Annotated in this window: 22 protein-coding genes and 3 pseudogenes; 9 read left to right on the forward strand and 16 right to left on the reverse strand. The window is 62.9% G+C overall.

From position 1 onward, the window contains the following. Nucleotides 1-18: 18 nt before the first annotated feature. The 7 genes from C5O79_RS33925 to C5O79_RS33955 form a co-directional block, all read right to left on the reverse strand. Nucleotides 19-1,155 carry a DUF2827 family protein gene (locus tag C5O79_RS33925; protein WP_071331985.1) on the reverse strand — a complete coding sequence of 379 codons (1,137 nt, stop codon included), beginning with the start codon at nucleotides 1,153-1,155 and terminating at the stop codon, nucleotides 19-21. 34 nt (nucleotides 1,156-1,189) lie between these two features. Beyond that, nucleotides 1,190-1,657: a DUF4019 domain-containing protein gene (locus C5O79_RS33930; protein ID WP_047851184.1), complete on the reverse strand. Its 468-nt coding sequence runs from the start codon at nucleotides 1,655-1,657 to the stop codon at nucleotides 1,190-1,192. A 25-nt stretch (nucleotides 1,658-1,682) separates the two neighbouring features. Further along, nucleotides 1,683-2,837: a DUF2827 domain-containing protein gene (locus C5O79_RS33935; protein ID WP_122476758.1), complete on the reverse strand. Its 1,155-nt coding sequence runs from the start codon at nucleotides 2,835-2,837 to the stop codon at nucleotides 1,683-1,685. A 14-nt stretch (nucleotides 2,838-2,851) separates the two neighbouring features. Further along, nucleotides 2,852-3,997 carry a DUF2827 domain-containing protein gene (locus tag C5O79_RS33940; RefSeq protein WP_046549709.1) on the reverse strand — a complete coding sequence of 382 codons (1,146 nt, stop codon included), beginning with the start codon at nucleotides 3,995-3,997 and terminating at the stop codon, nucleotides 2,852-2,854. Nucleotides 3,998-4,386: 389 nt separating this feature from the next. Next, entirely contained in the window at nucleotides 4,387-5,055 is a 669-nt protein-coding gene (locus tag C5O79_RS33945; RefSeq protein WP_122476756.1) for an OmpA family protein, read from the reverse strand. A 124-nt stretch (nucleotides 5,056-5,179) separates the two neighbouring features. Next, a complete protein-coding gene (locus tag C5O79_RS33950; RefSeq protein WP_131932144.1) occupies nucleotides 5,180-12,919 on the reverse strand; it encodes a YadA-like family protein in 7,740 nt (2,579 codons plus the stop codon). A 1,214-nt stretch (nucleotides 12,920-14,133) separates the two neighbouring features. Then, on the reverse strand, nucleotides 14,134-15,036 hold the full coding sequence (locus tag C5O79_RS33955; protein WP_046549707.1) for a hypothetical protein: 903 nt from the start codon (nucleotides 15,034-15,036) through the stop codon (nucleotides 14,134-14,136). A 207-nt stretch (nucleotides 15,037-15,243) separates the two neighbouring features. Between C5O79_RS33955 and C5O79_RS38720 the strand changes: the two are divergent. Beyond that, a pseudogene (locus C5O79_RS38720) lies at nucleotides 15,244-15,442 on the forward strand (IS3 family transposase); the annotation flags it as partial. A gap of 89 nt (nucleotides 15,443-15,531) precedes the next feature. Here the strand turns inward: C5O79_RS38720 and C5O79_RS33960 are convergent. Beyond that, a complete protein-coding gene (locus C5O79_RS33960; protein WP_122476753.1) occupies nucleotides 15,532-16,119 on the reverse strand; it encodes a TetR/AcrR family transcriptional regulator in 588 nt (195 codons plus the stop codon). Nucleotides 16,120-16,283: 164 nt separating this feature from the next. Between C5O79_RS33960 and C5O79_RS33965 the strand changes: the two genes are divergently transcribed. The 4 genes from C5O79_RS33965 to cynR all read left to right on the forward strand — a co-directional run bounded on the left by C5O79_RS33965 (nucleotide 16,284) and on the right by cynR (nucleotide 19,329). Further along, nucleotides 16,284-16,532, forward strand: a complete 249-nt coding sequence (locus C5O79_RS33965) for a hypothetical protein (protein ID WP_122476750.1) — start codon at nucleotides 16,284-16,286, stop codon at nucleotides 16,530-16,532. A 124-nt stretch (nucleotides 16,533-16,656) separates the two neighbouring features. Then, a complete protein-coding gene (locus tag C5O79_RS33970) occupies nucleotides 16,657-17,136 on the forward strand; it encodes a DUF1348 family protein (RefSeq protein WP_047851177.1) in 480 nt (159 codons plus the stop codon). Between the two features lie 203 nt (nucleotides 17,137-17,339). Further along, the gene (locus C5O79_RS33975; protein ID WP_163009039.1) at nucleotides 17,340-18,020 is read left to right on the forward strand and encodes a hypothetical protein; all 681 of its coding nucleotides are present in this window, start codon (nucleotides 17,340-17,342) and stop codon (nucleotides 18,018-18,020) included. A gap of 421 nt (nucleotides 18,021-18,441) precedes the next feature. Continuing rightward, entirely contained in the window at nucleotides 18,442-19,329 is an 888-nt protein-coding gene (gene cynR / locus C5O79_RS33980) for a transcriptional regulator CynR (protein ID WP_122476748.1), read from the forward strand. 450 nt (nucleotides 19,330-19,779) lie between these two features. On the opposite strand, the gene C5O79_RS33985 is transcribed toward cynR, so the two are convergent. The 4 genes from C5O79_RS33985 to C5O79_RS34000 form a co-directional block, all read right to left on the reverse strand. Next, nucleotides 19,780-20,037, reverse strand: a complete 258-nt coding sequence (locus tag C5O79_RS33985; protein ID WP_122476746.1) for a DUF4148 domain-containing protein — start codon at nucleotides 20,035-20,037, stop codon at nucleotides 19,780-19,782. Between the two features lie 220 nt (nucleotides 20,038-20,257). Then, complete coding sequence (locus tag C5O79_RS33990; protein ID WP_028362915.1) at nucleotides 20,258-20,737, reverse strand: DUF1348 family protein; 480 nt, start codon at nucleotides 20,735-20,737, stop codon at nucleotides 20,258-20,260. A gap of 145 nt (nucleotides 20,738-20,882) precedes the next feature. Next, a complete protein-coding gene (cynS, locus tag C5O79_RS33995; protein ID WP_046549700.1) occupies nucleotides 20,883-21,353 on the reverse strand; it encodes a cyanase in 471 nt (156 codons plus the stop codon). Nucleotides 21,354-21,414: 61 nt separating this feature from the next. Then, nucleotides 21,415-22,074 carry a carbonic anhydrase gene (locus C5O79_RS34000; protein ID WP_046549787.1) on the reverse strand — a complete coding sequence of 220 codons (660 nt, stop codon included), beginning with the start codon at nucleotides 22,072-22,074 and terminating at the stop codon, nucleotides 21,415-21,417. Nucleotides 22,075-22,252: 178 nt separating this feature from the next. On the opposite strand from C5O79_RS34000, the pseudogene C5O79_RS38725 reads away from it, so the two are divergent. The 3 genes and pseudogenes from C5O79_RS38725 to C5O79_RS34015 form a co-directional block, all read left to right on the forward strand. Beyond that, nucleotides 22,253-22,396, forward strand: a pseudogene (locus tag C5O79_RS38725) (LysR family transcriptional regulator); the annotation flags it as partial. Beyond that, a pseudogene (locus C5O79_RS34010) lies at nucleotides 22,395-22,564 on the forward strand (IS3 family transposase); the annotation flags it as partial. The pseudogenes C5O79_RS38725 and C5O79_RS34010, both read left to right, overlap by 2 nt. Next, nucleotides 22,548-22,745 (forward strand): DUF2188 domain-containing protein, encoded by a 198-nt coding sequence (locus C5O79_RS34015; protein WP_122476744.1) that lies wholly within the window; start codon nucleotides 22,548-22,550, stop codon nucleotides 22,743-22,745. The pseudogene C5O79_RS34010 and the gene C5O79_RS34015, both read left to right, overlap by 17 nt. A gap of 308 nt (nucleotides 22,746-23,053) precedes the next feature. Here C5O79_RS34015 and C5O79_RS34020 read toward each other — a convergent pair whose 3' ends face one another. From C5O79_RS34020 to C5O79_RS34030, 3 genes are all read right to left on the reverse strand, one after another. Further along, a complete protein-coding gene (locus tag C5O79_RS34020; RefSeq protein ID WP_122476742.1) occupies nucleotides 23,054-23,272 on the reverse strand; it encodes a transcriptional regulator in 219 nt (72 codons plus the stop codon). Between the two features lie 234 nt (nucleotides 23,273-23,506). Further along, on the reverse strand, nucleotides 23,507-24,157 hold the full coding sequence (locus tag C5O79_RS34025; RefSeq protein ID WP_122476741.1) for an NAD(P)H-dependent oxidoreductase: 651 nt from the start codon (nucleotides 24,155-24,157) through the stop codon (nucleotides 23,507-23,509). 310 nt (nucleotides 24,158-24,467) lie between these two features. Then, nucleotides 24,468-24,773, reverse strand: coding sequence for an NIPSNAP family protein (locus tag C5O79_RS34030; RefSeq protein WP_039346660.1), 306 nt, complete (start codon nucleotides 24,771-24,773; stop codon nucleotides 24,468-24,470). A 279-nt stretch (nucleotides 24,774-25,052) separates the two neighbouring features. On the opposite strand from C5O79_RS34030, the gene C5O79_RS34035 reads away from it, so the two are divergent. Next, nucleotides 25,053-25,757 (forward strand): GNAT family N-acetyltransferase, encoded by a 705-nt coding sequence (locus C5O79_RS34035; RefSeq protein ID WP_236862344.1) that lies wholly within the window; start codon nucleotides 25,053-25,055, stop codon nucleotides 25,755-25,757. A 121-nt stretch (nucleotides 25,758-25,878) separates the two neighbouring features. Here the strand turns inward: C5O79_RS34035 and C5O79_RS34040 are convergent, their stop codons facing one another. Continuing rightward, a complete protein-coding gene (locus C5O79_RS34040) occupies nucleotides 25,879-26,160 on the reverse strand; it encodes a hypothetical protein (protein ID WP_131932140.1) in 282 nt (93 codons plus the stop codon). Between the last annotated feature and the right edge of the window lie 115 nt (nucleotides 26,161-26,275).

Genomic DNA, 26,275 nt, shown 5'->3' on the forward strand with positions numbered 1-26,275 from the left:
TAGCGTGGACGAAGGAGGTCAGCCGAGCGCGCGGCCGTCGAACAGCTGCCGGATCTGCGCGGAATACGCGTGGACGTTGTGCTCGGCGAGCGTGTCGACGTGATGCAGGCAGCGGCGGGCCGCGGCCGCGTAGTCGTCGAGCCGCCCGTCATGCGTCTGCGCGGCGGTCGCGATCGCACGCGCCGCATCGAAGATCTCGAAGTCCGGGTAGTAGTAGCCGACGTCGCGCAGGAACGGCGAGTTGTGCACGAGCGGGTAGTTGCCGTACAGCGCGTCGTACAGCAGGTAGTTGAGGCCGTTTTCCCAGTGATGGGACACGACGATGTCGGTGTGATGCGCGGCCCACGCGACGAACGGTGCACGCACGTCGGCGGTTGCCTTGCCGTCGCGCACCATCTCGAGCCCGAGCGCGAGATGCTTGAAGGCGACGTTTTCCTTCTTGTCGAACGTGTTGGTCATGAACACGTGCTCGACGAGCTCCGGATGCTCGACGTAGCACGCGTTCGCGGCGAGCATCGGCACGATCGAGCTCTTCACGACGTTCAGGTTCGGCTCGAAGAACGCGATGCGCTTCGCGGTGCCGTGGTTGCGATAGCCGAAGCGCGCCTTCAGTTCAGGATCGGCGTCGAGGCTGCGCTCGATGAAATACGGCGACCAGATGTGCGGCAGCTCGATCACCGGCGCGCGATAGACGGCCTGGAAATACGCCGCGCACGTGTGCATGTGCTGCGGGTTGGTCCAGATCTCGTCGAACTGCACGCGGTTCGGGTTCGGCCGCCACTGATTCTTCTCGAAGTTGATCGTTTCGACCGCGATCACGTAGTCGTTGCCGAAGCGGTACGACACGCACTTGCCGCCGCGCCGGCGCACGGCATCCGTGTGGGTCTGATCGATGAACGCATTCATTTCGATCAGCAGGTCGGTCTGGTGGACGACGGCTGACAGCGGCCGCAGCGCGTCGCCGAACGCGTCCATCATCAGCGCTTGCGGATAGTCGGTGATGCCGTCGTCGTGCGCGAGCCAGACCTCGCCGATCAGCGGCGACTGCTTCAGCAGCATGTATAGGAACACGCAGTGCTGATTCGCGCCGTTGTACCAGATCGACTGCGTCGCGTCGCGCTGCACGTTCATCGTTATCGCGACATTGAGTTTCATCGGATCGGCTCCGTGGGGGGGCGCTGCCCGCGGGTTATTGCGCGAAATTCTGCGACTGGCGCGGCACGTAGCCAGTCAGGTGCCAGCGACCGTCGTCTTCGAGGCGGAAGCTCAGCTTCTCGTAGACCGTCGCGCCGCTCGTCAGTGTGGTCGTGTAGTCGACGTTCGCGTAAAGCCCGTCGGGCGTCGTCGCCGCATTCGTGTAGCGGATGCGCGTGATCTGCGCCCACCCGCGACGGCTGACCGTGCCGACCGACTGACGTGCATGCTGCATGTCGGCCGCGAACTGGTCCTGCTTGATGCGCGCCTTCACGAACGGGGCCGCGTCGGTCCACACCGCGCCGTACTGGCCGGCATCGAGCTGCTTGAACACCGCATCCGAGTCGCGGAGCAGCGCGTCGGCCGATTCGCCGGCGGATTGCGCGTGCGCGCCGATCGCGATCGAAGCGACGGCGCAACCGATCAGCCATTTGGCGCGAGTGAGGGGCGTGCGTGCATTCATGTCGGAGTCCGGAAAAGGCGGCGCGTCACGCGTCGCGATAGAGGGTGGCGATCGCGTCCGTATAGGCGGCGACGTTCTCGGGGTTGTAGATGCTGACGGCGCTGAGCACGTGCCTCGACTGCTCGCGGTACGCCTCGAGGTTGGCATCATGTTCGGCAAACGCCTTCAGCAGCGCGCGGCCGCCGGCGTGGCAGTCGAAGTCCGGATAGAAATACCCGGCCTTGCCGAGGAACGGCGAGTTGTGGATCAGCGGATAGTCGCCGTACAGCAGCTCGTAGTACAGGTAGTTCTGCGCGTTTTCCCACGTGTGCGACACCACCGCATCGCCGTACGCGGCCATGAACTCGTACACCGCATAGCGGCTTTCGAACGTCGTGATCCCGTGGTTCACGATGTCGAGGCTCTTCGCGAAGTGGACGAACGTCGCATGTTCCTTCAGGTGCAGCGTGTTGCACACGCGCACGAACTCGAGGAAATCCGGTTGCGCGCGATACGCTTCCTCCGTCACCAGCATCGGAATGACGCTCGTCTTCACCATGCAGATGTTCGGCTCGAACATCGTCACGCGCCAGCGCGGCTTGCCGGGCTCATAGCCGAACGACAGCCCGGCGCCGAGCGTCGCGCGCGCCTTGTCGAACAGCATCGGGTGCCAGATGTGCGGGACGATCGTGACGGGCGCGCGCAGGCCCGACTGGTAATAGTGCAGGCACGTGCGCTCGAATTCGGGGATCGTCCACACGGCGTCGTACGGCGCGCCCGAGAACAGGAAACCCGACGGCTTGTCGAACATCGCGCGTTCGATGTCGATCACGTAGTCGTTGCCGACCCGCATCGTGACGACCTTGCCGCCGCGCTCGCGGAACGCGCGCAGGTAGTCGGCGCCGAACTGCGCGCTCATTTCGATCAGCACGTCGCAGCGCTGCAGCGCTTCGTCCATCGACAGCAGCGGCACGTCCCATTCGCCGAGCATCATCTGCGGATCGGCGACCTGTTCGCCGCCGTTCACCATCACGGCTTCCGCGACAAGCGGCGACTGGCGCAGCAGCAGGATCAGCAGCAGGCAGTTCTGGAAAATGCCGTTTTCCCACAGCGACTGGCCGGCGCCGCGCACGAACAGCGATACGCCGACGACGAGACGCTTGCCCTCGCCGGGCGCTTGACGGGCATTGGAGTCCGACATGCGTATTCTCCGGTTCAGGCGACCAGACGCGAGACGAACGCGTCGAGGTTCGCGGGGTTGTCGATCGAGACCGACTGCAGCAGCCGGCCGGCCTTCGCGCGATAGTCGTCGAGGCGTTCGTCGTGATGCAGCCAGGCCTCGAGCAGCGCTCGGCCGCCTGCCGCGGAATCGAAGTCCGGGTAGTAATAGCCGGCGTCGCCGATCAGCGTCGAGTTGTGGATCAGCGGGTAGCCGCCGTACAGCACGTCGTAATACAGGTAGTTCTGCCCGTTTTCCCAGTGGTGCGACACGACAGCGTCCGCATGGCGCGCCATGAAGCCCGGCAGGTCGAGGCGCGGCTCGAAGGTCGCCTTGTGCTGGCGCACGAGGTCGAGGCTGTTCGCGAAGTGCACGAAGGTCGGATGCTCCTTCATGTGCAACGAATTCACGACGAACATGTGCTGGACCGCGTCCGGGCGCGCGCGGTAGAACTCGTCGCACGCGAGCATCGGGTAGTGGCAGGATTTGGCGACCGAGATGTTCGGTTCGAGCATCGCCAGGTGCCACGGGCGGCGGCCGGGCCGATAGCCGAACGTCGCGCCTTCCGCGGCGAGCGCGGCGATGCGGCGATCGAGGAAGTACGGTGACCAGATGTGCGGCATCAGATGGACGGGCGCGCGCAGGATGGTCTGCAGCATCGGCGCGGCCGTCTTGTCGTATTGCGGCAGCAGCCACACTTCGTCGAACGGCGCGCCGTTGAAGATGTGCCCCGACGGTTTGCCGAAGATCGGCGTTTCGCACAGGCCGGCATACACGTGCCCGCAGAAGAACGCGGTGATTTTCTTGCCGAGCGCCTTCATGTGCCTGAGCCATTCCACCGGCAACTGCGCGCCCATTTCGATCACGACGTCGAGTTCGTGCGTGACGTCGGAGGGCTTCACGAGCGGGATGTCGAGGCCGTCGAGTTCGAGGCCGGCCGGCAGCGCATTGGCGTCGCCGCCGTTCAGGAAGTAGACGGGGCCGACGCGATCCGAGCGCTTGAGCATCATCGCGAGGAACGCGATGTTCTGGTGTATGCCGTTTTCCCAGATCGCCTGGCCGTCGCGCGCAAACAGCGAGATGCCGACCGCCGGCCGTTGCTTGCGGGTGCCGCCCGAGGCGGCTTCATTGATGTCCGTCACCGGTTGGTTTCCTCTGCGGCGTCGTGCGTCCGGGCATCGCGTCGAGCGTCTGGCCCGAAAGCGGCGCGCCGTGGATCGTCATGGTTGCATGTGCGCCGGTGCGCCACGGCGGGCGAATCGGGCGACCTGGTTCGCGAGGGCGGCAGCCGGTTTCCGGCGTGTCGTCGGGCACGCCTGGCACGGCGTGCGATTCGGGCGGCTGCCCCGGCGACTGTCTGCGGCGATTGTGGCACGGAAACCCCCGGTTTTGGCGGGACGTGACGAACTTTGACATAGCCGCCGGCCAACGGAAACGGGCGCCGGCGAAGCGGCGCCCGGGCGGTCCGGCGGAGGTCGGGTGCGGGGCCGGCGGCCGGCCGGACCGGGCGCCGCGCGCGGCGGCGGCCCGCTCAGTGCTGCAGGCGGATTTCGACGCGGCGGTTGCTGGCGCGGCCTTCCGGCGTCGCGTTGGACGCGACCGGATCGGCCTTGCCGCGACCCGTGACCGTCAGCGAGTCGGTCTTCAGGCCGTGCGCCTTCAGGTACGCCGCGACGGATTCGGCGCGGCGCTTCGACAGCGCGAGGTTGTAGTCGTCGCTGCCCACCGAGTCCGTAAAGCCGATGACGCTCACCTGCGAGTACGTGTGGTCGGCGCGCTCGCTCAGCAACCGGTCGAGCGATTCGCGCGCGGTCGGGGCGAGCGTCGCGTGGTCGGTTGCGAACAGCGCGTCGCCCGACAGGTTCACCTGTTCGACGACGGCAGTCGCCGGCGCGGCGGCCGGGGCCGAAGCCGCCTCGGCCGCCGCGGCGCCGCACTGGAACACGAGCGTCGCGGGATCGGATTTGTCGCGCAGCGCGCGTGCCGAATCGACGGCGCGCACGGGCTCTTCGCCGCAAATCTTGCGGGCGGCCTTCATGCAGGTCTGCGGGCCCGACAGCAGGCCGTGGCAGTCCACCTGGAAGGTGCGCACGCCGTCGCGCGGCTGCAGTTCGGAGGCGCTGAAGGTCGGGCCGGATGCGGTGGAGCACGCGGCGAGGGCCGTTGCGGAGAGTGCGAGCGCAAGAGCGAGTTTGTTCACGGTTACATCCTCAATGCTTGGGTTGACTGAAGCCCGCCGCGGGTGGCGCGGCGGGCTCGTCCGGCCGTCGGGGCCGCCGCGGGCCGTCCGGCTGGCGTGCCGGGCGGCCTGGCGGCGCGACGCGTTACTTCCACTGGTACAGCATGCCGGCGCCGATCACCTTCTGACCGCCGCTGAAGCCGCCGTTGATCGACGCCTTCAGGTTCTCCGTGATGCGAGCCTGCATGTTGACCGCCATCGCCTTCTGGCCGAGGAAGGTCGACGTACCCACGCCCATCCCGAAGTTGGCATCGCGATCGAGCTGCGGGATCGATGCCATCGCGCCGACGGCCGCGATACCCTGCTTCGCCATCTGGTCGGTCTGCTGCAGTTGCGAACCCAGCGAGTTGATCTGCGCCTGCTGGCCCGACAGTGCCGTCGACAGCGTCGTCTGCACCTGCGTCAGCTGGTTCACGTTCACCGCGTCGGTGCCTTGCGTACCCGGCGCGACGTTCGTGATCTGGCGCTGCTGCGTGTCGCTACCGACCGACACCACGTTCGAGCGGCCGCCGTCCGTCGAATTCGCGCCGATCGCCACCGAGTTCGAGCCGGCGGTGACGGTCGGGTGGTCGGTGCCGGTGCCATTCATGTCGGCCGCCACGCCGTTGTTGTTCGCCGCACGCGTCGTGTTGTTGTTGAGCGTCGTCGACAACTGGTTCAACTGGTTGTTGATGTTCGTCACGCCGGTCGACAGCGAGGCCACGTTGCTGTTCGTCGTGCTCAGGCCGGTGGACAGCGAACCGATGCCGGTCGAGGTCGACGTCGACAGCGAGTTCACGTTGCTGTTCGTCGTGCTAAGGCCCGTCGACAGCGAGTTGATCGCGGTCGAGGTCGACGTGGACAGCGAGGCCACGTTGCTGTTCGTCGCGCTCAGGCCGGTGGACAGCGAGTTGATGCCCGTGGACAGCGACGCGACGTTCGACGCGGTCGACGTCGACAGCGTGTTGATCGCGTTGTTCGTCGCGTTGAGCTGGCTGCCGTTGATCGCGTCCGTGCTGCTGGCCGAGATCCGGCCCGCGGCGACGTTCGTGATCTGGCGTTCCTGGCCCGGTGCGCCGACGCTCACCACGCCGACCGGCGAGCCGCCTGCGAAGGGGTACGTGACGCCGCCGATCGTGGCGCTCGACGTCGGGTTCGCGGCGCTCGTGACCGAGTTCGCGCCGAGTGCGATCGAGTTGGCGACGTTGGCCTGTGCATTCGTGCCGAAGGCGAGTGCGTCGGCGGCGGTTGCCTGCGCTGCCGAGCCATACGCTTGCGCGCCGGTCGCGCTTGCCGTGGCCTGGTTGCCGAGCGCGATCGTGTTGTCCGCGGTAGCCTGGTTCGAGCTGCCGAGTGCAAGTGCGCTCGCGCCGTTGGCCGTGTTCGCGTTGCCGAGCGCCACTGCGCCGTTGCCGGTCGCCGTGTCGTTCGCGCCCATCGCCACCGCGCCGGTACCCGTTGCGATGCTCGGGTCGCCGATCGCGACCGCGCCGTCGCCGGTTGCCGTGTTGCCGGAGCCGATCGACACGGCCTTGCCGCCCGTTGCCGATGCGTTCTGGCCGATGGCGACCGCGCCTGCCGACTGCGCGTTCGAACCGTCGCCGACCGCGACGCTGCTGGCGCCTGCCGCGCTGGCGTTCACGCCGGCTGCCAGGGCGTTGGTGCCCGTTGCGCCCGTGTTGTCGTAGTTGGCTTGCTGCACGCCGTTGTCGTTGACGCTGTAGTAGTGCGTCTTCGCGGCATTGATCGCGGTCGAGGTCGAGGTCGACAGCGACGACACCGAGCTGTTCGTGCTGCTCAGGCCGGTGGACAGCGAGCCGATGCCGGTCGACGTCGACGTGGACAGCGACAGGATCGTGCTGTTCGTGCTGCTCAGGCCGGTGGACAGCGAGTTGATGCCGGTCGAGGTCGACGTGGACAGCGAGGTGATCGAGCTGGTGGCCGACGAGAGACCGGTTGAGGTCGAGGTCGACAGCGAGGTGATCGAGCTGTTCGCCGACGAGAGGCCGGTCGAGGTCGAAGTCGACAGCGACGTCACCGAACTATTCGTCGAGCTGAGGCCAGTGGACAGCGAACCGATCGAGCTGTTGGCCGAAGACAAGCCGGTCGACGTGGAAGTCGACAGCGAGGTGATCGAGCTGTTTGCCGACGAGAGGCCGGTCGAGGTCGAAGTCGACAGCGAGGTGATCGAGCTATTTGCCGACGAGAGGCCGGTCGAGGTCGAAGTCGACAGCGACGTCACCGAACTATTCGTCGAGCTGAGACCCGTGGACAGCGAACCGATCGAGCTGGTAGCCGACGAAAGGCCGGTCGACGTGGAAGTCGACAACGACGTCACCGAACTATCCGTCGAGCTGAGGCCAGTGGACAGCGAGCCGATCGAGCTGTTGGCCGACGAGAGGCCGGTCGAAGTCGAGGTCGACAGCGACGTCACCGAACTATCCGTCGAGCTGAGGCCCGTGGACAGCGAACCGATTGAGCTGTTGGCCGACGACAAGCCGGTCGACGTGGAAGTCGACAGCGAGGTGATCGAGCTGTTTGCCGACGAGAGGCCCGTCGAGGTCGAAGTCGACAGCGAAGTCACCGAACTATTCGTCGAGCTGAGGCCCGTGGACAGCGAACCGATCGAGCTGGTAGCCGACGAGAGGCCGGTCGACGTGGAAGTCGACAACGACGTCACTGAACTATCCGTCGAGCTGAGGCCCGTGGACAGCGAACTGATCGAGCTGGTAGCCGACGAGAGGCCGGTCGAAGTCGAGGTCGAGAGCGAAGTCACCGAACTATTTGTCGAGCTCAAGCCCGTAGACAGCGAACCGATCGAGCTGTTGGCCGACGAGAGGCCCGTCGAGGTCGAGGTCGACAGCGACGTCACCGAACTATCCGTCGAGCTGAGGCCCGTGGACAGCGAACCGATCGAGCTGTTGGCCGACGAGAGGCCGGTCGAAGTCGAGGTCGAGAGCGAAGTCACTGAACTATTCGTCGAGCTGAGACCCGTGGACAGCGAACCGATCGAGCTGGTGGCCGACGACAAGCCGGTCGACGTGGAAGTCGACAGCGAGGTGATCGAGCTGTTGGCCGAAGACAGGCCCGTCGAGGTCGAGGTGGACAACGACGTGATCGAGCTGTTAGCCGAGGACAGCCCCGTCGAGGTCGACGTGGACAGCGACGTGATCGAGCTGTTGGCCGAAGACAGACCCGTTGAGGTCGAGGTCGACAGCGACGTGACCGAGCTATTGGTCGACGAGAGACCGGTCGAGAGCGAGCCGATCGAGCTGGTAGCCGACGACAGGCCGGTCGACGTCGAAGTCGACAGCGAGGTCACCGAACTATCCGTCGAGCTGAGGCCAGTGGACAGCGAACCGATCGAGCTGTTGGCCGACGAGAGGCCAGTCGAAGTCGAGGTCGACAGCGAGGTCACCGAGCTATTCGTCGAGCTGAGACCCGTGGACAGCGAACCGATGGAGCTGTTAGCCGACGAGAGGCCGGTCGAGGTTGAAGTCGACAGCGAAGTGATCGAGCTGTTAGCCGACGACAGGCCGGTCGACGTGGAAGTCGACAGCGAGGTTACCGAACTATTTGTCGAGCTGAGACCCGTGGACAGCGAACCGATCGAGCTGTTGGCCGACGAGAGGCCAGTCGAAGTCGAGGTCGACAGCGAGGTGATCGAGCTGTTCGCCGAGGACAAGCCCGTCGAGGTCGACGTGGACAGCGACGTGATCGAGCTGTTAGCCGACGAGAGGCCGGTCGAGGTCGACGTGGACAACGACGTGATCGAGCTATTCGCCGAGGACAAGCCCGTCGAGGTCGACGTGGACAGCGACGTGATCGAGCTGTTTGCCGACGAGAGGCCCGTCGACGTGGAGGTCGACAGCGACGTGATCGAGCTGTTAGCCGACGACAGGCCCGTCGAGGTCGAAGTCGACAACGAGGTGATCGAGCTGTTGGCCGACGAGAGGCCCGTCGAAGTCGAAGTCGACAGTGATGTGATCGAGCTATTGGCCGACGACAGGCCCGTCGAGGTCGAAGTCGAGAGCGACGTGATCGAGCTGTTGGCCGAGGAGAGGCCGGTCGAGGTCGAAGTCGACAGCGATGTGATCGAGCTATTGGCCGAGGACAGACCCGTCGAAGTCGACGTCGACAGCGAAGTCACCGAACTATTCGTCGAGCTGAGGCCCGTGGACAGCGAACCGATCGAGCTGTTAGCCGACGAGAGGCCGGTCGAGGTCGAAGTCGAGAGCGAGGTGATCGAGCTGTTAGCCGAAGACAGGCCGGTCGACGTCGAAGTCGACAGCGATGTCACCGAGCTATTCGTCGAGCTGAGGCCCGTGGACAGCGAACCGATGGAGCTGTTTGCCGACGAGAGACCGGTCGAAGTCGAGGTGGACAGCGAAGTGATCGAGCTGTTTGCCGACGAGAGACCGGTCGAAGTCGAAGTCGACAGCGAGGTGATCGAGCTATTCGCCGACGAGAGCCCGGTCGACGTCGACGTGGAAAGTGAGGTGATCGAGCTGTTAGCCGACGACAAGCCGGTCGAAGTCGAGGTCGACAGCGAAGTCACCGAACTATTCGTCGAGCTGAGGCCGGTGGACAGCGAAGTGATCGAGCTATTCGCCGACGAGAGCCCCGTCGACGTCGACGTGGACAGCGAGGTGATCGAGCTGTTTGCCGACGAGAGACCGGTCGAAGTCGAGGTGGACAGCGAACCGATCGAGCTATTCGCCGACGAGAGGCCGGTCGACGTCGACGTGGACAGCGACGTGATCGAGCTGTTTGCCGACGAGAGGCCGGTCGAGGTCGAAGTCGACAGCGAGGTGATCGAGCTGTTTGCCGACGAGAGACCGGTCGAAGTCGAGGTGGACAGCGAACCGATCGAGCTATTCGCCGACGAGAGCCCCGTCGAAGTCGAGGTGGACAGCGAAGTGATCGAGCTGTTTGCCGACGAGAGGCCCGTCGAAGTCGACGTCGAGAGCGAAGTGATTGAGCTATTCGCCGACGAGAGCCCCGTCGACGTGGAAGTCGACAACGACGAGACCGAACTGTTGGTCGAACTCAGGCCAGTGGACAGCGACGAGATTGCGCTGCTGGACGACGACACCGTCGTCGACAGCGAATCCACGGCCACATTGGTTGCAAAGAGCTGCGAGCCGTTGATTGCGTCGGTACTGGTCGAGGAGATCGCGCCGGCCGCAACGTTCGTGACCTGGCGCTGGTTGGTCGAGCTGCCAACACTGACGACGCTCGTCGGATTGCCGCCCGCGAACGTGCTGGTCACGCCGCCGACGGTACCGGTAGGCGTCGGGTTGGCCGCGGCCGTGGCGGAGCCGCTGCCCAGCGCGACGCTGCCGACGTTGCTCGCGACGGCATTCGGGCCGATCGCGACCGCGCTGCTTGCGTTCGCACTCGCAGCATTGCCGACGGCGACGCCGCTTGCGCCGCCTGCGTTTGCAGCATTGCCGACGGCGACACTGCTCGCGCCCGCTGCAGTGGCGGCTACACCGGCGGCGAGCGAGTTGATGCCCGTTGCGCCGTTGTTGTTGTAGTTGGCTTGCTGCACACCACCGTCGTTGACGCTGTAGTAGTGCGTCTTCGCGGCTTCGATCGCAGTCGAGGTCGAGGTGGACAGCGAGGTGATCGAACTGGTGGCCGACGACAGACCCGTCGATGTGGACGTGGACAGCGAGTTGATGCCGGTCGACGTGGACGTGGACAGCGAGGTGATCGAGCTGTTGGCCGATGAGAGACCCGTCGAGGTTGAAGTCGACAGCGACGTCACCGAACTATTCGTCGAGCTGAGGCCCGTGGAAAGCGAGCCGATCGAGCTGTTGGCCGACGACAGGCCGGTCGACGTGGAAGTCGACAGCGAAGTGACGGCGCTATTGGTCGACGAGAGACCGGTCGAGAGCGAACCGATCGAGCTGTTGGCCGACGACAGGCCGGTCGACGTGGAAGTCGACAGCGACGTGACGGAGCTATTGGTCGACGAGAGACCGGTCGAGAGCGAGCCGATCGAGCTGCTGGCCGACGAGAGGCCGGTCGACGTGGAGGTCGACAGCGACGTGACGGAGCTATTGGTCGACGAGAGACCGGTCGACAGCGAACCGATCGAGCTGTTGGCCGACGACAGGCCGGTCGACGTGGACGTGGACAGCGAGGTGATCGAGCTATTCGCCGACGAGAGCCCCGTCGACGTGGAAGTCGACAGCGAAGTGACGGAGCTATTGGCCGACGACAGACCCGTCGAAGTCGAAGTCGACAGCGACGTCACCGAGCTATTGGTCGAGCTGAGGCCCGTGGAAAGCGAACCGATGGAGCTGGTGGCCGACGAGAGGCCGGTCGACGTGGAAGTCGACAGCGAAGTGATCGAGCTGTTGGCCGACGAGAGACCCGTCGAAGTCGACGAGGACAGCGACGTCACCGAGCTATTGGTCGAGCTGAGGCCCGTGGAAAGCGAACCGATCGAGCTGGTGGCTGACGAGAGACCGGTCGAGGTCGAGGTGGACAGCGACGTAATCGAGCTGTTTGTCGACGACAGACCCGTCGAGGTCGACGTCGACAGGCTGGTGATGCTCGACGTCGTCGTGCTCGCAACTGCGTAGAGCTGGCTGCCGTTGATTGCGTCAGTGCTGGTACTGCTGACGAGCCCTGCCGCGACGTTCTGGATGCGACGTTCCGAACCGACATTTCCGACGCTGACAACACCGGCGGTCGATGACGCCGCGGCAAAGGTGCCGAACGACTGACCGTTGATCGTGCTGCTGACGGTGCCGGTACCTCCGGTGGTACCCGATGCGCTGCCGCTGGCGGTGGACCCCGTGCCGATGGCGACCGAATTGGCGACGGTGGAAGTCGCGCCCGAACCCAAAGCAACCGAGCTGCCGCCCGACGCAGTTGCGCCGTTGCCGAGCGCGATATCGTTCGCAGGGGTCAGCGAACCGCTGACCCCTGCGACGGCGTTCGTGCCTTGCGCGATGGAGTTGTTTCCGTAAGCCTTTGCGTTCGTGCCCAGTGCGGCCGCGCTGTTCGCCGCCGACGTGGCGCCTGCGCCCAGCGCCATGCCAGCATCGATCACCGTGCTCGAGTTGTCGACTGTTGCGCCTACGCCGAGTGCAACTGCACGCGTCGTGTTGTTCGACGTCTTGGCCAAAGCGCCGACAGCGACACTGCTGTTTTGTTGCAAAAAGCCGTTCTGGTCGGCTGATGCGCCCGTACCCAGCGCGAAGCTTTGGCCGTAGCTTGTCGCGCCATTGCCGATCGCAATCGAGTTGATGTCCTGCGAGCCGCCCGTGGTCTTGGCTCCCGTACCGATTGCGATCGAGCCGTCGGCTGCCGTCGCAGCATTGGCGCCCAGCGCCACGGAGCCGGTGCCGCCCGCCAATGCGTTGTAACCCAGTGCGGTACTCGATTGACCCGAGGCCGTTGCCTGGAGACCGTTGGCGGTTGCCAATTGCGCGGCATAGGCGCCCATGCCGATAGCCACGGCCCCGTTGCCGGAGGCCGTCGTATACGAGCCGAACAGGGTGACGCCGGTCAGGTTGTTGCCGTTCGCATTACAGCCGGCAACCGACGACCAGCCGCCGCTGCCGTCCTGGGGATTCGTGCCGGCAACATACGAGCGCACGCCGTCGGGTCCGGTACCGGCGGCGTAACCGCAATTGGCCCCTCCATTACCTCCGCTGAACGTATAAAGACCGGCGTAGCTGGCCTGTGCGGCGCCAACCAGCAACAAGCTGACGAGCAACTTGACCGATGACGAGCGTTTGCTCTTGCCCCGTGCAGAATCCAGCTCCGATGCGGCAACCCATGCGCCAAGAGCCTCGTTCCAGATCGAGCGGTATGTGCGGTTCATGTCCTGCTACCTCCAAATATGCACGCCACACACCGGTCTCTTTTGTTAGAGGAATACTCCGTGCGCTCGCGCGAATCTCAAAATTGATGGGCGGAGTTTATTGGAGGAGGATTTTTCAGATTGATAAAAAGTGATAAATAGAGCGTTTGGAAAGTTAAAGGATGGTTAATGGATCGCGTTTTGATGTATCTGTGAAGAATGTATTTGAAAGTTGTAAGAATGTTTAGTGAAGGGTTTGGGGATTCTGCGCTCGACTCAATTTTTATTATAAAAATCATGGTGTTACGGTTGTTTTGTGCGGTGGGTTACATAGTAAAAATGCCAAATTGTAAGATGAATGAAATAGCAAACGTTTGCGAGTTAAGAAATTCTTTCGTGGGTGTAATGTTGGTTGGTGTGCGGATGGATAATATGGCTGCATAATCATTAATTTGTTAACTTGAGATTTGCATGTGGAATTTTTATTGATTATGCGGATTATCTATAAATCAATTTAATTTGAAATATAAAACATCGGGCTGTGCTGATTTGCGCATCCGGTCCGCTGCGATGGCCCGCGTGACGGGCGTTTCGGGCCGGTTGGCCCGTCGAATTTGTAAAAAAGTGCTACGGGACGGCCGACCGGATCGTCATCATTCACCTTTCGAATTTGTCCTATTGACTATTTCTGCGATTGTGACAATCGAGTGGGGTTCAGCGGCAGGGCAAATCCGTCAGGCAGGGGGGACCTGCGTCGATGGTGCGCCTGACGGCGACAGGTTGTTAAAGAGGCTGTCCGGTGCAGTCGGCCTGCCCCCGAATCGTCAAATCCCGGGTGTGACAATTTGTCCGCGCGCGCCGAAGCATCGAAGAAAAAAGGGCGGGAGTAAGTGTGTCCGGCGCGCCACATCCGGCAGGGCTCTGCAGGTCGGCAAGGTTCCACACCGGACGCGACGGGGCGGCCTCGAGCAGACGGCGGACGGGGTAGCCCAGTGATGCGGCTCGCCATGGAAGTGCAACGAGCGCGCAGCGAAGTTCGAACGCGCCCCAGGGGCGGGCCACCGAACGGGACGGATGCATCGATCGTCTCGTATCGCATGTTGCACGGCCGGATGCTGGCGATGCCGTTGCCGGCGCCCGGATCCCGGTGGAATTCAGGTGCCCGAGGTTTCGAGCGTCGAGGAAGGCATTGCCCGGTTGCCCGACCAACCGGACTTCTGCCAGGCGCGTTGGCCTTACTTCTTGAGAAACCGCAGCGCTAACCGCGCCATGCGCGGCACGAACATCGGGCGCAGCAGGCGCTTGTCGTAGCCGGCCATCCGCCGGTCGTTCTCGGCGAGGCACAGTTCGATCAGCTCGCGCGGATTGAGCGCATCGCCGATATCGGCGGTGCCGGTCGCCGGGAAGTTCGCGTCACGTGCGACGCCGTCGGAATCGATGCCGCGCGCGATGCCGATGCGCTCCCGGATCAAATGCACCCACACGGCCGCGACCCGCGCGAAGAACCACGGCCGGCGCCACCACGGGAGCGAGCGCCAGTACCATGCGTACCAGTTCACGAAGAACAGGATATGGCGGCCTTCTTCCTGGATCACGGGCTCGAAGGTGTCGACGAGTTCGGGCGGGAAATAGCCGGAGCGCTGCGCGGAACGGAACAGGCCGAACGCGAAGAAGCTGTCGATGCATTCGCTGAAGCCCGTGACGATCCACCACCACTCGGGATCTTTCGGCGCAGGGTAGGCCGGCTCGGGGGCAAGCCGGATGCCGTATGCCTCGACGAGCTTCGACAGCACGACCTTGTGGCGCGCTTCCTCGCCGCCGTCCATCTCGAGTGCGCGGCGCAGCAGCGGATCGCCGATCGTCGACGCATAGGTGGCCACGCGGATCGATGCGCGGCCTTCGGTCTGCACCGCGATGTCCCAGATCGGCAGCGACGTGAGCCGTTTGAGCTCGGCGGGCGTGAGCGCCGGCCAGTCGATGACTGCCGGCTTGTATGGATTGTGTGTGTCGAGCAGCATGCGGCAGAACATCTGCATGTGCGCATCGGAACCGATCCGGACCGAACCTTGCCTCTCGAAGGTCCAGTTGCGCATTGCATGATCTGCCGCTGCATGCTGTTCCTGCAGCGTGTCACTCATGGCTATTGTTATGCGATTACGGGTCGAAAGATTCTTGCATAGCTTCCGTAAACGCGTATTTTCGAGCGGCCATGGGCACGCCGGTGTCGTTGGACGTTAAAACCGAGCGGATCGACACCTAAGGCGAGCGAGGGCTCCCGTGCGGTAGTGACGGCCGCCTTCCGCAGTGGGTATCTGTAACGCGGGGCGCGAAGCAACCTCGGGAGATTGGGCTATCCCTGTCGCCCAGAAACTGTCGAAGTGGGTTCGCGACCGCTATCCGGAAGCCAGGAAATGCGTGATTGGCTCGGCCGGCCGACCAGCTGCTTCATTGGTGTCCGAGCAGGCCGCGACGGACGAGCTGTGCACACGGGAAGCAAGTGGACAGGCGGTGGCGCGAAAGCTGGACGACGGCAGGGTGCCTCTGTGCAAGCGGAGGAACTGGGTCACTCGGCCGAGAGGCTCTGCATCCATGAAACGCGACACCGGTGTTGGTGTCCACGCAGAAAGGACCCGTCAGGCAGCTTTGGACTTGCGCCTTGTTGACGCGCCTTCTTCGATTCTCGCCAGTACACGCTTGCCCGAATCCACCACTGTCGAATCATGTGTCACCTGATAGCGCACGATCATGCCTTCCACGCAGAGCATCGCATCTGCGGCGACGGTAGCAGGCGACTGGAGCCCTAGGCGGCCAGCGAGTTCAGAAATGTACTGCTCAAGCGCGTGCTTGTGGGATACGGCCTGCTGAAGATGCCCCGGGTCTCCCGTCGATCCGGCTTCGGCGACCACATTGATAAAGGCGCAACCACGGAAGTCTTCCTGCGCGAACCATTCACCTAAGGCTTCCGCGATGACGGACAGCTCGGCACGCTGAGCAAAACGAGCCTCCACCTCTTCGACAAACCAGCCCATCCAGAACTCATGACGACGGTCCAGGAACGCTGCAATAAGTTCGCTCTTGGAGGCGAAGTGCCGGTAAAGCGACATTTTTGCGACGCCTGACTCGGCGATGATCTTGTCGATGCCTGTGGCACGGAATCCATCCTGATAGAACAGGCGCGCCGCGGTATCCAATATCCGGTCGCGTGCGGAGGGTTGTGACATTTCGGCCCCTTTTTTGCCAAATCATGCGTCCATTATGGCAGACAGACCTGTCTCTGCAAAGGCGCCGGGATGCACCGAAATTCCTTGACAGACAGACCTGTCTACATCAATATTGAGACAGACCTGTCTCAATCATTCAAGGTCGGTACGTAAAGGAGACTGTCATGTGCCCCTCGGATTGCGAAGTCACTGCCCTTCATCAAGCTCTGCAGGCCGATAAGTCGAATCCGGCCACATGGTGCTGGTACAGCGACCTGATCGAAAGCCAACGACTCGCGCTTCGCCTCAAAGAGGACCAGTGGGTCGTCGCGATCGACGGCAGCGACTTTGCATCGGCCGAGGGCCTGTACGCGGCCGTGCGTTGGGCGCACATCATGACGCACTCGGGCGGTTACATCACCTTCGCGGTGTAAGGGCGAAGTCCGCCCTGCACACGGGCGAGTCGCCAGACTACGCGATCGAGAACACGCAGCACTGCTCTTATCCACCCTTCGACCCGGTAACGGGTCTTCATCCACCAGCCACTGAGGTAACACCATGTCGACCAACACTGAACTCCGCCCGCCGCTTCCGCCGTTCACGCTGGAAACTGCCATCGAGAAAGTCCGTCTCGCAGAAGACGGCTGGAATTCGCGCGATGCCGCCAAGGTCGCACTCGCCTATTCGCTCGATACGAAATGGCGCAATCGCGCCGAGTTCGCGAACAATCGAGCGGAAGCGCAGGCGTTCCTCGAGCGCAAATGGAAGAAGGAGCACGAGTATCGCCTGATCAAGGAACTGTGGGCATTCGGCGGCAATCGCATTGCCGTGCGCTACGCCTACGAATGGCACGACGACTCGGGCAACTGGTTCCGCTCCTACGGTAACGAGAACTGGGAGTTCGGTGAGGATGGCCTCATGCAACGCCGCTATGCGTGCATCAACGATATGCCGATCAAGGAATCCGAGCGCAAGTATCACTGGCCCTTGGGCCGTCGGCCGGATGATCATCCCGGCTTGTCGGATCTCGGCCTCTAATAGCTGGGCTGATCGTATCGCTTCAATTGGAAGCACGCGGGGAAACGAAGACAACGGTGAGGCAGTCTCTGCGACGACGGCCTCCCGAAGCTTGGTATGACGGAGCAACCCCACCCAGCTTGGGAATTCCAGGGTGTCTCGCTGTCCTTCTCGCCTAGCCTGCCCTCTAGCGATTGCTGCCCACTCCATGTGGGCAGTAAGCGTTGCAGCCCTTGCTTCTGCACAACAGCCGCTCAATGTCGCGCGTAGATTTTGCAGACATCGCAAAACAGCAGGATAACGAAATAATGCCGCGCAGCGACATTATGGTTGGTGCGTCCAAAATCCTGCAATACGGTTCGCGCCTTGCTTGCGCGGTGCGTTCCACTTCCGAGTCGGTAGAGTTGGTGCCGATCGACTCAATTATGTCAAACGAAAATATTGAATCGCCGCTCGACCACTTCCTTGGCTGGTACTCCTCACTGACGATGGAACAGCAAGAAATCATCGCCTTGAGTGCGCATTTCATTCCAGGCTTCGACATTGACGTCGCAGAAGCGATCGAAAAGAACAACGCAGCAGTTCTCTTTGCTGATCGTGTTGTGTCATATAGAGACCGTTCATCGAGCGAACGCTGTGCAGCAACGGTCCTTCACTTGTGCCTCGAACATATCGCGTTTGCTAACCACGGTACCGGCAATTGGCGTGAGCGGCAGGCAGCCCTTCGCGAGTATGCCGACGAATTTGGATATCCGGCGCTTCACGACGCGGCAAACGCTGCACAATTCAAGCACGCGCAGTGGGTGCAAACTCGCACGAAGTGGAATCAGCTGAAAGCTGGTCCGTTCTCCATTGATGCCATCTCCAACTTTCGGGTCTTCGGTCCAAGTGGAGCAGCCTCCTGAAACGCTGGACACGGTCACCTACCTACGATAACGGGCAGGCATACGACTGTGGTTTTGACCAACGCTGATGTGAGACTCGGGCAACACATCGCCCGGCGTTTCGCCGCCGAGCAAATGAACGATCGAAGATGCGCGAGACCGCACAACATCGAGCGGGAGGTCGATGGCGAGCAGAAAAGGCGGACACGATGATCGCTCGAACGAATATCATTAGGAAAGCATACGAACAAAAAATTTCCATCAGCGTGAGCGTACTAACGGCCGGGTTCAGCGTATCCGCAACACGTCGACGACCTCCATCACGATCGGATCTGGTGCGGGCGTTGATTCGATGGATGAAGGATGGACGCGAATTTCAATAGCGCCCAAGACTGGTTTTCGATAGATTCGATAGGAATAGCCAATAGGTGAGGAGATTCCCGTGCTGCTACGTCATATCCGTTACTTCCTTGCAGTAGCAGAACAGAAGAACTTCACGCGCGCTGCCGAGGCGCTTCATGTATCGCAGCCCACCTTGTCGCAGCAGATTCGGCAGCTCGAGGACACCCTGGGAACACTGCTGTTCGACCGTTCAGGCAGAACCGTTCAATTGACCGACGCGGGAGAGGCGTGGATGCGTTACGCCAAGCTCGCGCTACAGGACCTTGACGCAGGGGTGAGGGCGATACACGACGTAGCGGAATTGAGCCGGGGCAGCCTGCGTTTCGCAGTAACGCCGACCTATACGGCTTCCTTGGTCGGGCCGGTCGTCGATGGCTTCCACCAGCTGCATCCTGGCATCAGGATCGATATCCGCGAACTCACACAGGATCAGATGGAGGCGCAGCTTGCGGACGACAGGCTTGATATCGGTGTCGCATTCCATCCGGCCTTTTCAGTCGACATCGAAAGCCAACCCCTCTTCGCGGAAACGCTGAGCCTGGTGGTAGGCCGCAACCACCCGCGTGCCGCACGCCGCAAGGCACTCGCGGCGCCTGATTTTGGCAAGGAGCCGTTGGTCTTGCTGAACGACACATTCGCGACGCGCCGGTTCATCGATGAGCATTTTGCGCGTCACGCCATTCGACCGCTTGTCGCAATCGAAGTGGATACGATCGGTGCAATCGTCGAGATCGTGCGTCGCGGGCAACTGGCGACGGTTCTCCCTGATCACATCGCACGCGTGCAAGAGGGCCTACATCCCGTGCCGCTCGATCCCCCTCTGCCAACGCGTACGGCTGCCGTCTTGGAGCGCAAGGGTGCGTATCGCACTGCGGCAAGCAGGGCGTTCGTACAACTGCTGACTGAGCGGTTTGGAAAGCCGACGTGACCACCACCTACATCGACGGCGTTGCGTAGTTGAGTGACTTGCTTCGAAGCTGATGCAGCGCGAGCGGATTGGCCCGCAACAGCGCGTTTTGCCGAGATCATCGACGGGAAGCCCGCTTTTGCCGACTTGTCGCCGCCTCGGTAACGATCCAACATTTGGGTGGCGACCGGCCTTGGCACAGCATGCGTTGGCATGCGCGCCGACCGCGACCCCTTTCACTGCTGGGCGCTTGGTCAAACCGTCAACCGAGTGTTTGTTGGCCGTAGATTCGGCGGCATCGGCAAAGCCGATGTGGGCTGCGATCGAGGAAGTGTTCACGATCGAGTTCGGCGTGATCGTTGCCGCATTGGATGCTGCAAACGGCGATTCGCCGGACATGAACACATCGAGGCGACTCCCTCTTCATGAGGCGGCGTACGACTCGCTTCGTCGCAGCCGCTTGGTCTGGCGTCACGAGCCGTGGAAAACCGTATCGTCCAGGCGTTGCCGCGTACCGTCCTGCTCGGCCTGGATCAGCTCGTTGATCACGTCGCGGCGGGTCAGTGCGCGCTGGGCTTCCGGAGCCGCATTCTGCTGAATCAACGGCGCAGCGGAGTGGTAACCCGGTGAAGCCGCTTCTGCGGAGGAGGCAGCAAACGCGGTCGTGGTGGAAGCAGCCAGCGTAAGTGCCGACAGGACGTACGAAATGTGACGGATGCTCTTGTTCATGATGTTTCCCTTTCCTTGTTTCGGTATAAATCAGGTAGTACTAACTATAATGGCGTTGCGGATCATAGTTTCTGATAGCCGAATCACCGGACGAGATTCGCGCACCGCCCGACAAAACTAGCAGTACCCGTGAACGTCAATACACGCCCAACAATCCGTCGTTCTTCGCAACAGGATCGTCGGGCGCTAATCGATCACCGCGGCTGTAGCGATCCGGGCTTCAAAGCCCCAACTCGCTCAGCCCCGGATGATCGTCCGGCCGACGGCCCAGGGGCCAGTGATACTTGCGCTCGGATTCCTTGATCGGCATATCGTTGATGCACGCATAGCGGCGTTGCATGAGGCCATCCTCGCCGAACTCCCAGTTCTCGTTACCGTAGGAGCGGAACCAGTTGCCCGAGTCGTCGTGCCATTCGTAGGCGTAGCGCACGGCAATGCGATTGCCGCCGAATGCCCACAGTTCCTTGATCAGGCGATACTCGTGCTCCTTCTTCCATTTGCGCTCGAGGAACGCCTGCGCTTCCGCTCGATTGTTCGCGAACTCGGCGCGATTGCGCCATTTCGTGTCGAGCGAATAGGCGAGCGCGACCTTGGCGGCGTCGCGCGAATTCCAGCCGTCTTCCGCGAGACGGACTTTCTCGATGGCCGTCTCCAGCGTGAACGGTGGAAGCGGCGGGCGAACTGCTGCGGGTGAAGTCATTTCGGATCTCCTTGTGGAGGACAGCGCGTTGTTGGTGCTCGACGTGGAGCGCGGCCCCGTCATCGTGCAACCCGAGAGCGCAAGGCCGCCCGAAGCAAGCGCGGCACCGGTGCTCAGTAAGAATTTTCGTCGTTGCATCATGGGTTCAGAACGGCCTGGTCGGCAGATACTTGCCGTCGAGCGTGATGACGGCACGCTCGCCACCTTCCGGGTCCGGAACCTTCTGGATATCGAGTTTGAAGTTGATCGCGCTGATGATGCCGTCGCCGAATTTCTCGTGAACCAGCGCCTTCAACGTCGAGCCGTACACCTGCACCATTTCGTAGAAGCGGTAGACGGTCGGATCGGTCGGCACGCCACCCGGAATGCTGCCCCGCACGGGAATGGTTTGCAGCAGGCGCACGGCGTCGTCGTCGAGCCCGAGGCGTTCGGCGACGAGCTTCGCCGCATTCTCCGGCAGCGCATGCTGACCGAGCAGCGCGGCTGTCGTATATGCGAGGCTCAGGCCCGTGCCTTCGTTGATGGCTTCGAACGTGAGGTTCTTGCGCACCTTCGCGTCGACGATCGTTTCCGTCAGCGCTTCGCGTGCGTTCGGTGTGACTTGCGATTGGGTCATGATGTTGCTCCTTGAGTAAATCAACCTGGTGAGATCGGCAGTCGGTGTGACGAGCCGGGAATCAGAGCGCAGCCACGCACTCGGCGGGCGTCGCGGTGACATCGGGATGCGCGGCGAGCGGCACGAACTGGCGAGTCGCGGCGTTGAGCGCGTCGATCGAGCCGGATTCGATGTCGTAGACCCATCCGTGCAAATTGAGGCGGCCTTGCGCAAGTCCCAGTGCAACGGAGGGATGGGTCTTGAGGTTGTCGAGCTGTGCGATGACGTTCTCGCGCACCATCGAGTCGACGCGCTCGCGCTCGCCTGCATGTTCACGCGCCTCGTTGACGAGCTTCGCCGAGTCGGCGTAGCGCAGCCAGTTCGCGACGGCGGGCATATGGTCGAGGCACTTGCACGTTGCGACGGCCGTCATCGCGCCGCAGTCCGAGTGGCCGCAGATCACCACATCCGTCACGCCGAGCGCGGCCACTGCATATTCGACGGTAGCCGACACACCGCCCGGCTCGGGACCGAACGAAGGCACGATGTTGCCGGCGTTTCGGATCACGAACAGATCGCCCGGTTCGCGCTGCGTGACCAGTTCGGGAACCATGCGGCTATCGGAACAGGAAATGAACAGGGTGCGCGGCGTCTGGCTGGTCGCCAGCTTGCGGAACAACTCCCTGCGAGCGGGCATGATGTCCCGCTGAAATTTCAGAAAACCGTCGATGATCTCTTGCATGGTCAGCTCCATTCAGTCTGGCGTTCGTCGCCGCGTCGGTCAGTGCGATGCGTTGAACAGAGAATGGACCTGTGGCGTCATAGTGTCCAAGACGGGTTTGTGATGCTAACCATAGGAAAGACCAATTGTTGTCGGACACGAGGAAATCCGCCGTGCTGTTGTGTGACGTGCGTACGTCCTGGCCGTCCAGGAGCACCGCAATTTCACGTGCGCCGCCGAGGTGCTGCACATTTCTCGGCCCACGCTGTCGTAGCAGAGACGTCAACTGGAAGACATGCTGCGCACTCGGCGGCTGGACCGTTCGGGGCGGAACGTGCAACTCATGGCCAACGGGCCGGCGCGATGCGCTGGAAGTCCTGATTCGGCGGGGGCTATCTCAACGCAGGCATGTTGCTATGTGCGGCTCAGTCGCCGGGTGGCAACCTATACGCTCAAGCAACCAGAGAGGGAAAGGAGCCCGGGCGAGTGGCTGATTGCTGCCGCTCAGGATCAAAGTCAGGCAGGTCAATTACGCAGTTCGTCATCCGGATTCGCAACGGGCAAGTGCAACTGCCACGACGCAACGCGAAGCGATTGAACGTGCAGGCGAACTCAACCCGAGCGGCCTTGTGCTGGTGGAGCGGGTGCGTACTACGAGTGCCGGGAAGCCGGACAAGTGGCGGAAGCCTTGACGCATTTGATGATGGTTCCCGTCAATGCTGGTCCCGCCGACTAGAGTTGTGAGCGGAGGTGGCGTGGGAGGCCACTTCCGCTATGGTGCTCGGCCTATTCTGACGAAGATCGATCGATAGACCGCCACAGCTTGGAAAGAATCAAGCCTATTAGCGAGTGCTCGTATTTCCTGTCAATTCAGCGGCATTTGCTAAACTTGTATGGAAAAATGAAGCGGGCAATCATGGCGGAATGTTTTTCAAGCCATTGATTTCATTCATGCATGGCGCTCGACTTTATTGACGAACGATAGCCGGCCAGGCGTGCGTCACGCGTTCGTGTCGACCCAGAGGCGACCCCAGCGGGACGCGTAGGCCAGCGCGTGCTCTTCCTCGAAGAAGAAATCGATCGCGTCGAACGAAACGGCGCGCGGCGACGGGCTGCCGCTCGCCTTCTCGATCGTCAGGTTGGCGGCGAACAGCCCGTTCGGCAACCGGGCGGCAGCGGGGGCGACTTCGTAGCCCTTGTAGCGGATCGTACGGTTCATGGCGTGCGCGGAGAAAGTTCGGAGGTTCAGCGTACGAAAACCCGCCCGCGGCGTGAACCAATCTTTCGGCCAATGCAAATCACGCAGCGGACCGAATCGTTATCGGCACGGGGGCGGGAACGGGCAGGCGGGAAGCAGCGTCGGTGTGCACGGCGCGTGGCCGTGGGGCCGAATAGGCACCGCCCGCGCCGGCGAATGGAGTCGGCCGGGCGCGGGCGGTGGGAGATGGGGAAATTACTGGTTGGCGATCTTCAGCACGGGCGCGAGTGCGTCGACCGATGCCGCATGCGAGGCCGTGCGATGCGATGCGAACGCGAGCGCGAACTCGGCCGCCTGCGTGCCGACCGTCTCGAGCTGCGCGACGACCTTCGGATCCGAGCAGCTGTCGGCGCCGTCGAAGCGCGTTTCGAGCGTGTTCACGGTCGCGCCGAACGGCGTCGGCCAGCCGCGCAGCGCATGCACGATCGAACGCAGCGACGTCAGCACGGTGCCGGCTGCCTGCCAGCCGTAGGCGGTGACGATCAGGCCGACCGCACGGCCGTCGAGATACGGCCGATCGTCCGCACGCAGTTCCTCGAGCGTGTCGAGCGCGTTCTTCACGAGGCCGGAGACGCCGCCGTGATAGCCAGGCGTCGCGATGATGATCGCGTCGGCCTGGCGCACGGCGTCGATCAGTTCGCGCTGCGCGTCGGTCAGCGTTTTGTGTTCGGGCGCGTAGTGCGGCAGCGTATGCAGGAACGGGCCGTCGAACAGCCGCGTGCGTGCGCCGGCCGCTTGCGCGCCGCGCAACGCGAACGACAGCGCGCGTTCGGTCGACGACGCTGCACGGGTGGTACCGCCAATGCCGACGACGAATGGGCGGCGGTGTTGATCGAATGCAGTCAAGGGGCGCTCCTTGGGGATGGCTTGCCCGGCTAAGCACAGGCTTAAAACCAGATGGTAACGACCCCGACGCCACTCTGAAAACGACTTTTCGTTCTATCGATATGCCGCGCGGCAGGGGCAATCGTGTGCGCGGCCGCCCAGATCGATAGCAGAAATGCTTGGTTGGGACGGCGGGCCGCGGTCGATAAGATGGGCCCGTCTCCTCCATGATGTCTCTACTGACATGGGTTGGCCCCGCCGCGCGGATGCAGGCGGGGCTTTTTTTCGTCCCGGTCAGGAAACGGGGCGCAATGTACCGGGCCGTTGCCCGTTACTCGAACACCGGCCGGAAGAAGCTGCGCTCATAGCTGACGATGCAGCGTGTTTCCTCCGCGTAGCGGAACGCCGCCTGGCAGGCCGGATCGTCCATCGAGCGTTCGCGGTAGCGCTCGTATTCGGCGAGGCTCGGGAACGAGAACATCGCGAGCGCGATGTTGTTCGCCCCTTCGGACGGCAGGAAGTAGCCGTGATGCGTGCCGCCGAACTTTTCGACGAGCGGAATCCACATCTTGCCGTAGGTTTCGAACTGGTCGAGCTTGTACGGATCGATGACGTAGCGAAGGTAGCAGGTGATCATGGGCGCGCTCGGTGAGGAGAGGAACCCACGAGTCTGGAGGGCGTCGTCGCGTGTGTCAACGGCACACGCCGGCGAGTGATCCCGCAGCGGGATGCATTGCTTGCGCAAGCAACGATCGGCGCACTTTCATCTGCTCGCAACGACCCGCGCAGCGCGGCGGGGCGCACCCTCGCGACCGTCTCTCCCGCGCGCGTTTCCCCAAACTTTTACGACATTTTTTCTTGCGAGGGCCGCGGGCGCGCTCATAGACTTCTGGCATCCCAACCACGGAGCAAGGCAATGTCGATACCCTGGAACGCGATCGCCGAACGTACTCCCGCCGCGCCGCCTTCCGTGTGCGCCGATCGGGTGATCGTGCGGCGTTTCGATCCGGCCTTCGACAGTTATGCACAACTTACGCCGATGCTGCATCGCGCGTTCGCGCGCCTCGGCGCGATGGGACTCAATTGCACGTGCGTCGACCAGAGCGAAGATGTCACGCGCCGCCGCGCGGAAGCGGGCGAGTGCTACGTCGCCGTGTGCGGCGGGCGCGTGATCGGCACGGCCACGCTGTATGCGACCGATCCGTCGTCGGCGTGCTCGCTGTACCGGCGAGAAGGCGTCGCGAGCGTGCGGCAGGTGGCGGTGGACCCCGCATGCCAAAGCCGCGGAATCGGCGCGCTGCTGCTGTCGTTCGCCGAACAGTGGGCCGCGCTGCGCGGCTATACGCTGCTCGCACTCGATACGCCGCATCCCGCTTCGCACCTGCTCGCGTTCTATGGCGCGCAGGGTTTCGACGTCGTCGACGTGATGCGCTTCGACGGCAAGCGCTACGACAGCGCGATCCTTTGCAAGCGGCCCGTCGCGCACATCGCGCGCCGCGTGGCGCCGGCGTCACGCATGGCCGCGCGCGTGGCGGCCGTGCGGCGCCTTGCGTATGCGTTGCCGTCGCGCGTGGTCGCCGCGGCCCGGCGCGGCCAGCACGTGCGCTACACGTTCGGCTGACCGTCGCGCGCCGGTTCGTTTTCCTGTTTTTTCCGCGTAAACGTCGGATGAGCGGAGTGTGGCGCTCCCGCTCGTGTACGGCCCTTGAGACACCCCCGCCGCGCCGCGGCGAAACGGACGTTTACGCGCTTTTTATACCCTGACGCGATCCTTTGCCGCGATCTTCACGCGAACCTTCATAAGATGGTTGCATGGAAACGGAAGCTGCACGCGCAGAAGGCTGCCGGCTCGTTTCATCGATGGTGCCCTGCGCCGCCGGCGTGTCGTCGGCATGCGCGGGCAGGGCGATCGACGGCGGCAGCATGATCGGAAGAGCAGCAGAGGCCGCTTCAGCCGCAGGGCCGGGCGCACGCGCGTGTGTGCGTGGCAGCGGCCGGTCATACGATGGATAGGTTTCCTGCATGTCGTCACATCGTGGTTCCGATGCGACGACTATACGCAGTGATGCATTGCGAACGTCGAAGGAAACAGGTCCACCCGATACATGGTGTGTAAAGACGGGCGACGAGCGCCTCGCG

The organism is Burkholderia sp. SRS-25, from assembly GCF_004343765.1.
Lineage (GTDB): Bacteria > Pseudomonadota > Gammaproteobacteria > Burkholderiales > Burkholderiaceae > Burkholderia > Burkholderia contaminans.

Bases quoted from the DNA above. Each gene is read 5' to 3' on its own strand.
- C5O79_RS33925 (WP_071331985.1), bottom strand. From the start codon at position 1,155: ATGAAACTCAATGTCGCGATAACGATGAACGTGCAGCGCGACGCGACG.
- C5O79_RS33930 (WP_047851184.1), bottom strand. From the start codon at position 1,657: ATGAATGCACGCACGCCCCTCACTCGCGCCAAATGGCTGATCGGTTGC.
- C5O79_RS33935 (WP_122476758.1), bottom strand. From the start codon at position 2,837: ATGTCGGACTCCAATGCCCGTCAAGCGCCCGGCGAGGGCAAGCGTCTC.
- C5O79_RS33950 (WP_131932144.1), bottom strand. From the start codon at position 12,919: ATGAACCGCACATACCGCTCGATCTGGAACGAGGCTCTTGGCGCATGG.
- C5O79_RS33955 (WP_046549707.1), bottom strand. From the start codon at position 15,036: ATGAGTGACACGCTGCAGGAACAGCATGCAGCGGCAGATCATGCAATG.
- C5O79_RS33960 (WP_122476753.1), bottom strand. From the start codon at position 16,119: ATGTCACAACCCTCCGCACGCGACCGGATATTGGATACCGCGGCGCGC.
- C5O79_RS33965 (WP_122476750.1), top strand. From the start codon at position 16,284: ATGTGCCCCTCGGATTGCGAAGTCACTGCCCTTCATCAAGCTCTGCAG.
- C5O79_RS33970 (WP_047851177.1), top strand. From the start codon at position 16,657: ATGTCGACCAACACTGAACTCCGCCCGCCGCTTCCGCCGTTCACGCTG.
- C5O79_RS33985 (WP_122476746.1), bottom strand. From the start codon at position 20,037: ATGAACAAGAGCATCCGTCACATTTCGTACGTCCTGTCGGCACTTACG.
- C5O79_RS33990 (WP_028362915.1), bottom strand. From the start codon at position 20,737: ATGACTTCACCCGCAGCAGTTCGCCCGCCGCTTCCACCGTTCACGCTG.
- cynS (WP_046549700.1), bottom strand. From the start codon at position 21,353: ATGACCCAATCGCAAGTCACACCGAACGCACGCGAAGCGCTGACGGAA.
- C5O79_RS34000 (WP_046549787.1), bottom strand. From the start codon at position 22,074: ATGCAAGAGATCATCGACGGTTTTCTGAAATTTCAGCGGGACATCATG.
- C5O79_RS34020 (WP_122476742.1), bottom strand. From the start codon at position 23,272: ATGAACCGTACGATCCGCTACAAGGGCTACGAAGTCGCCCCCGCTGCC.
- C5O79_RS34030 (WP_039346660.1), bottom strand. From the start codon at position 24,773: ATGATCACCTGCTACCTTCGCTACGTCATCGATCCGTACAAGCTCGAC.
- C5O79_RS34035 (WP_236862344.1), top strand. From the start codon at position 25,053: ATGTCGATACCCTGGAACGCGATCGCCGAACGTACTCCCGCCGCGCCG.
- C5O79_RS34040 (WP_131932140.1), bottom strand. From the start codon at position 26,160: ATGCAGGAAACCTATCCATCGTATGACCGGCCGCTGCCACGCACACAC.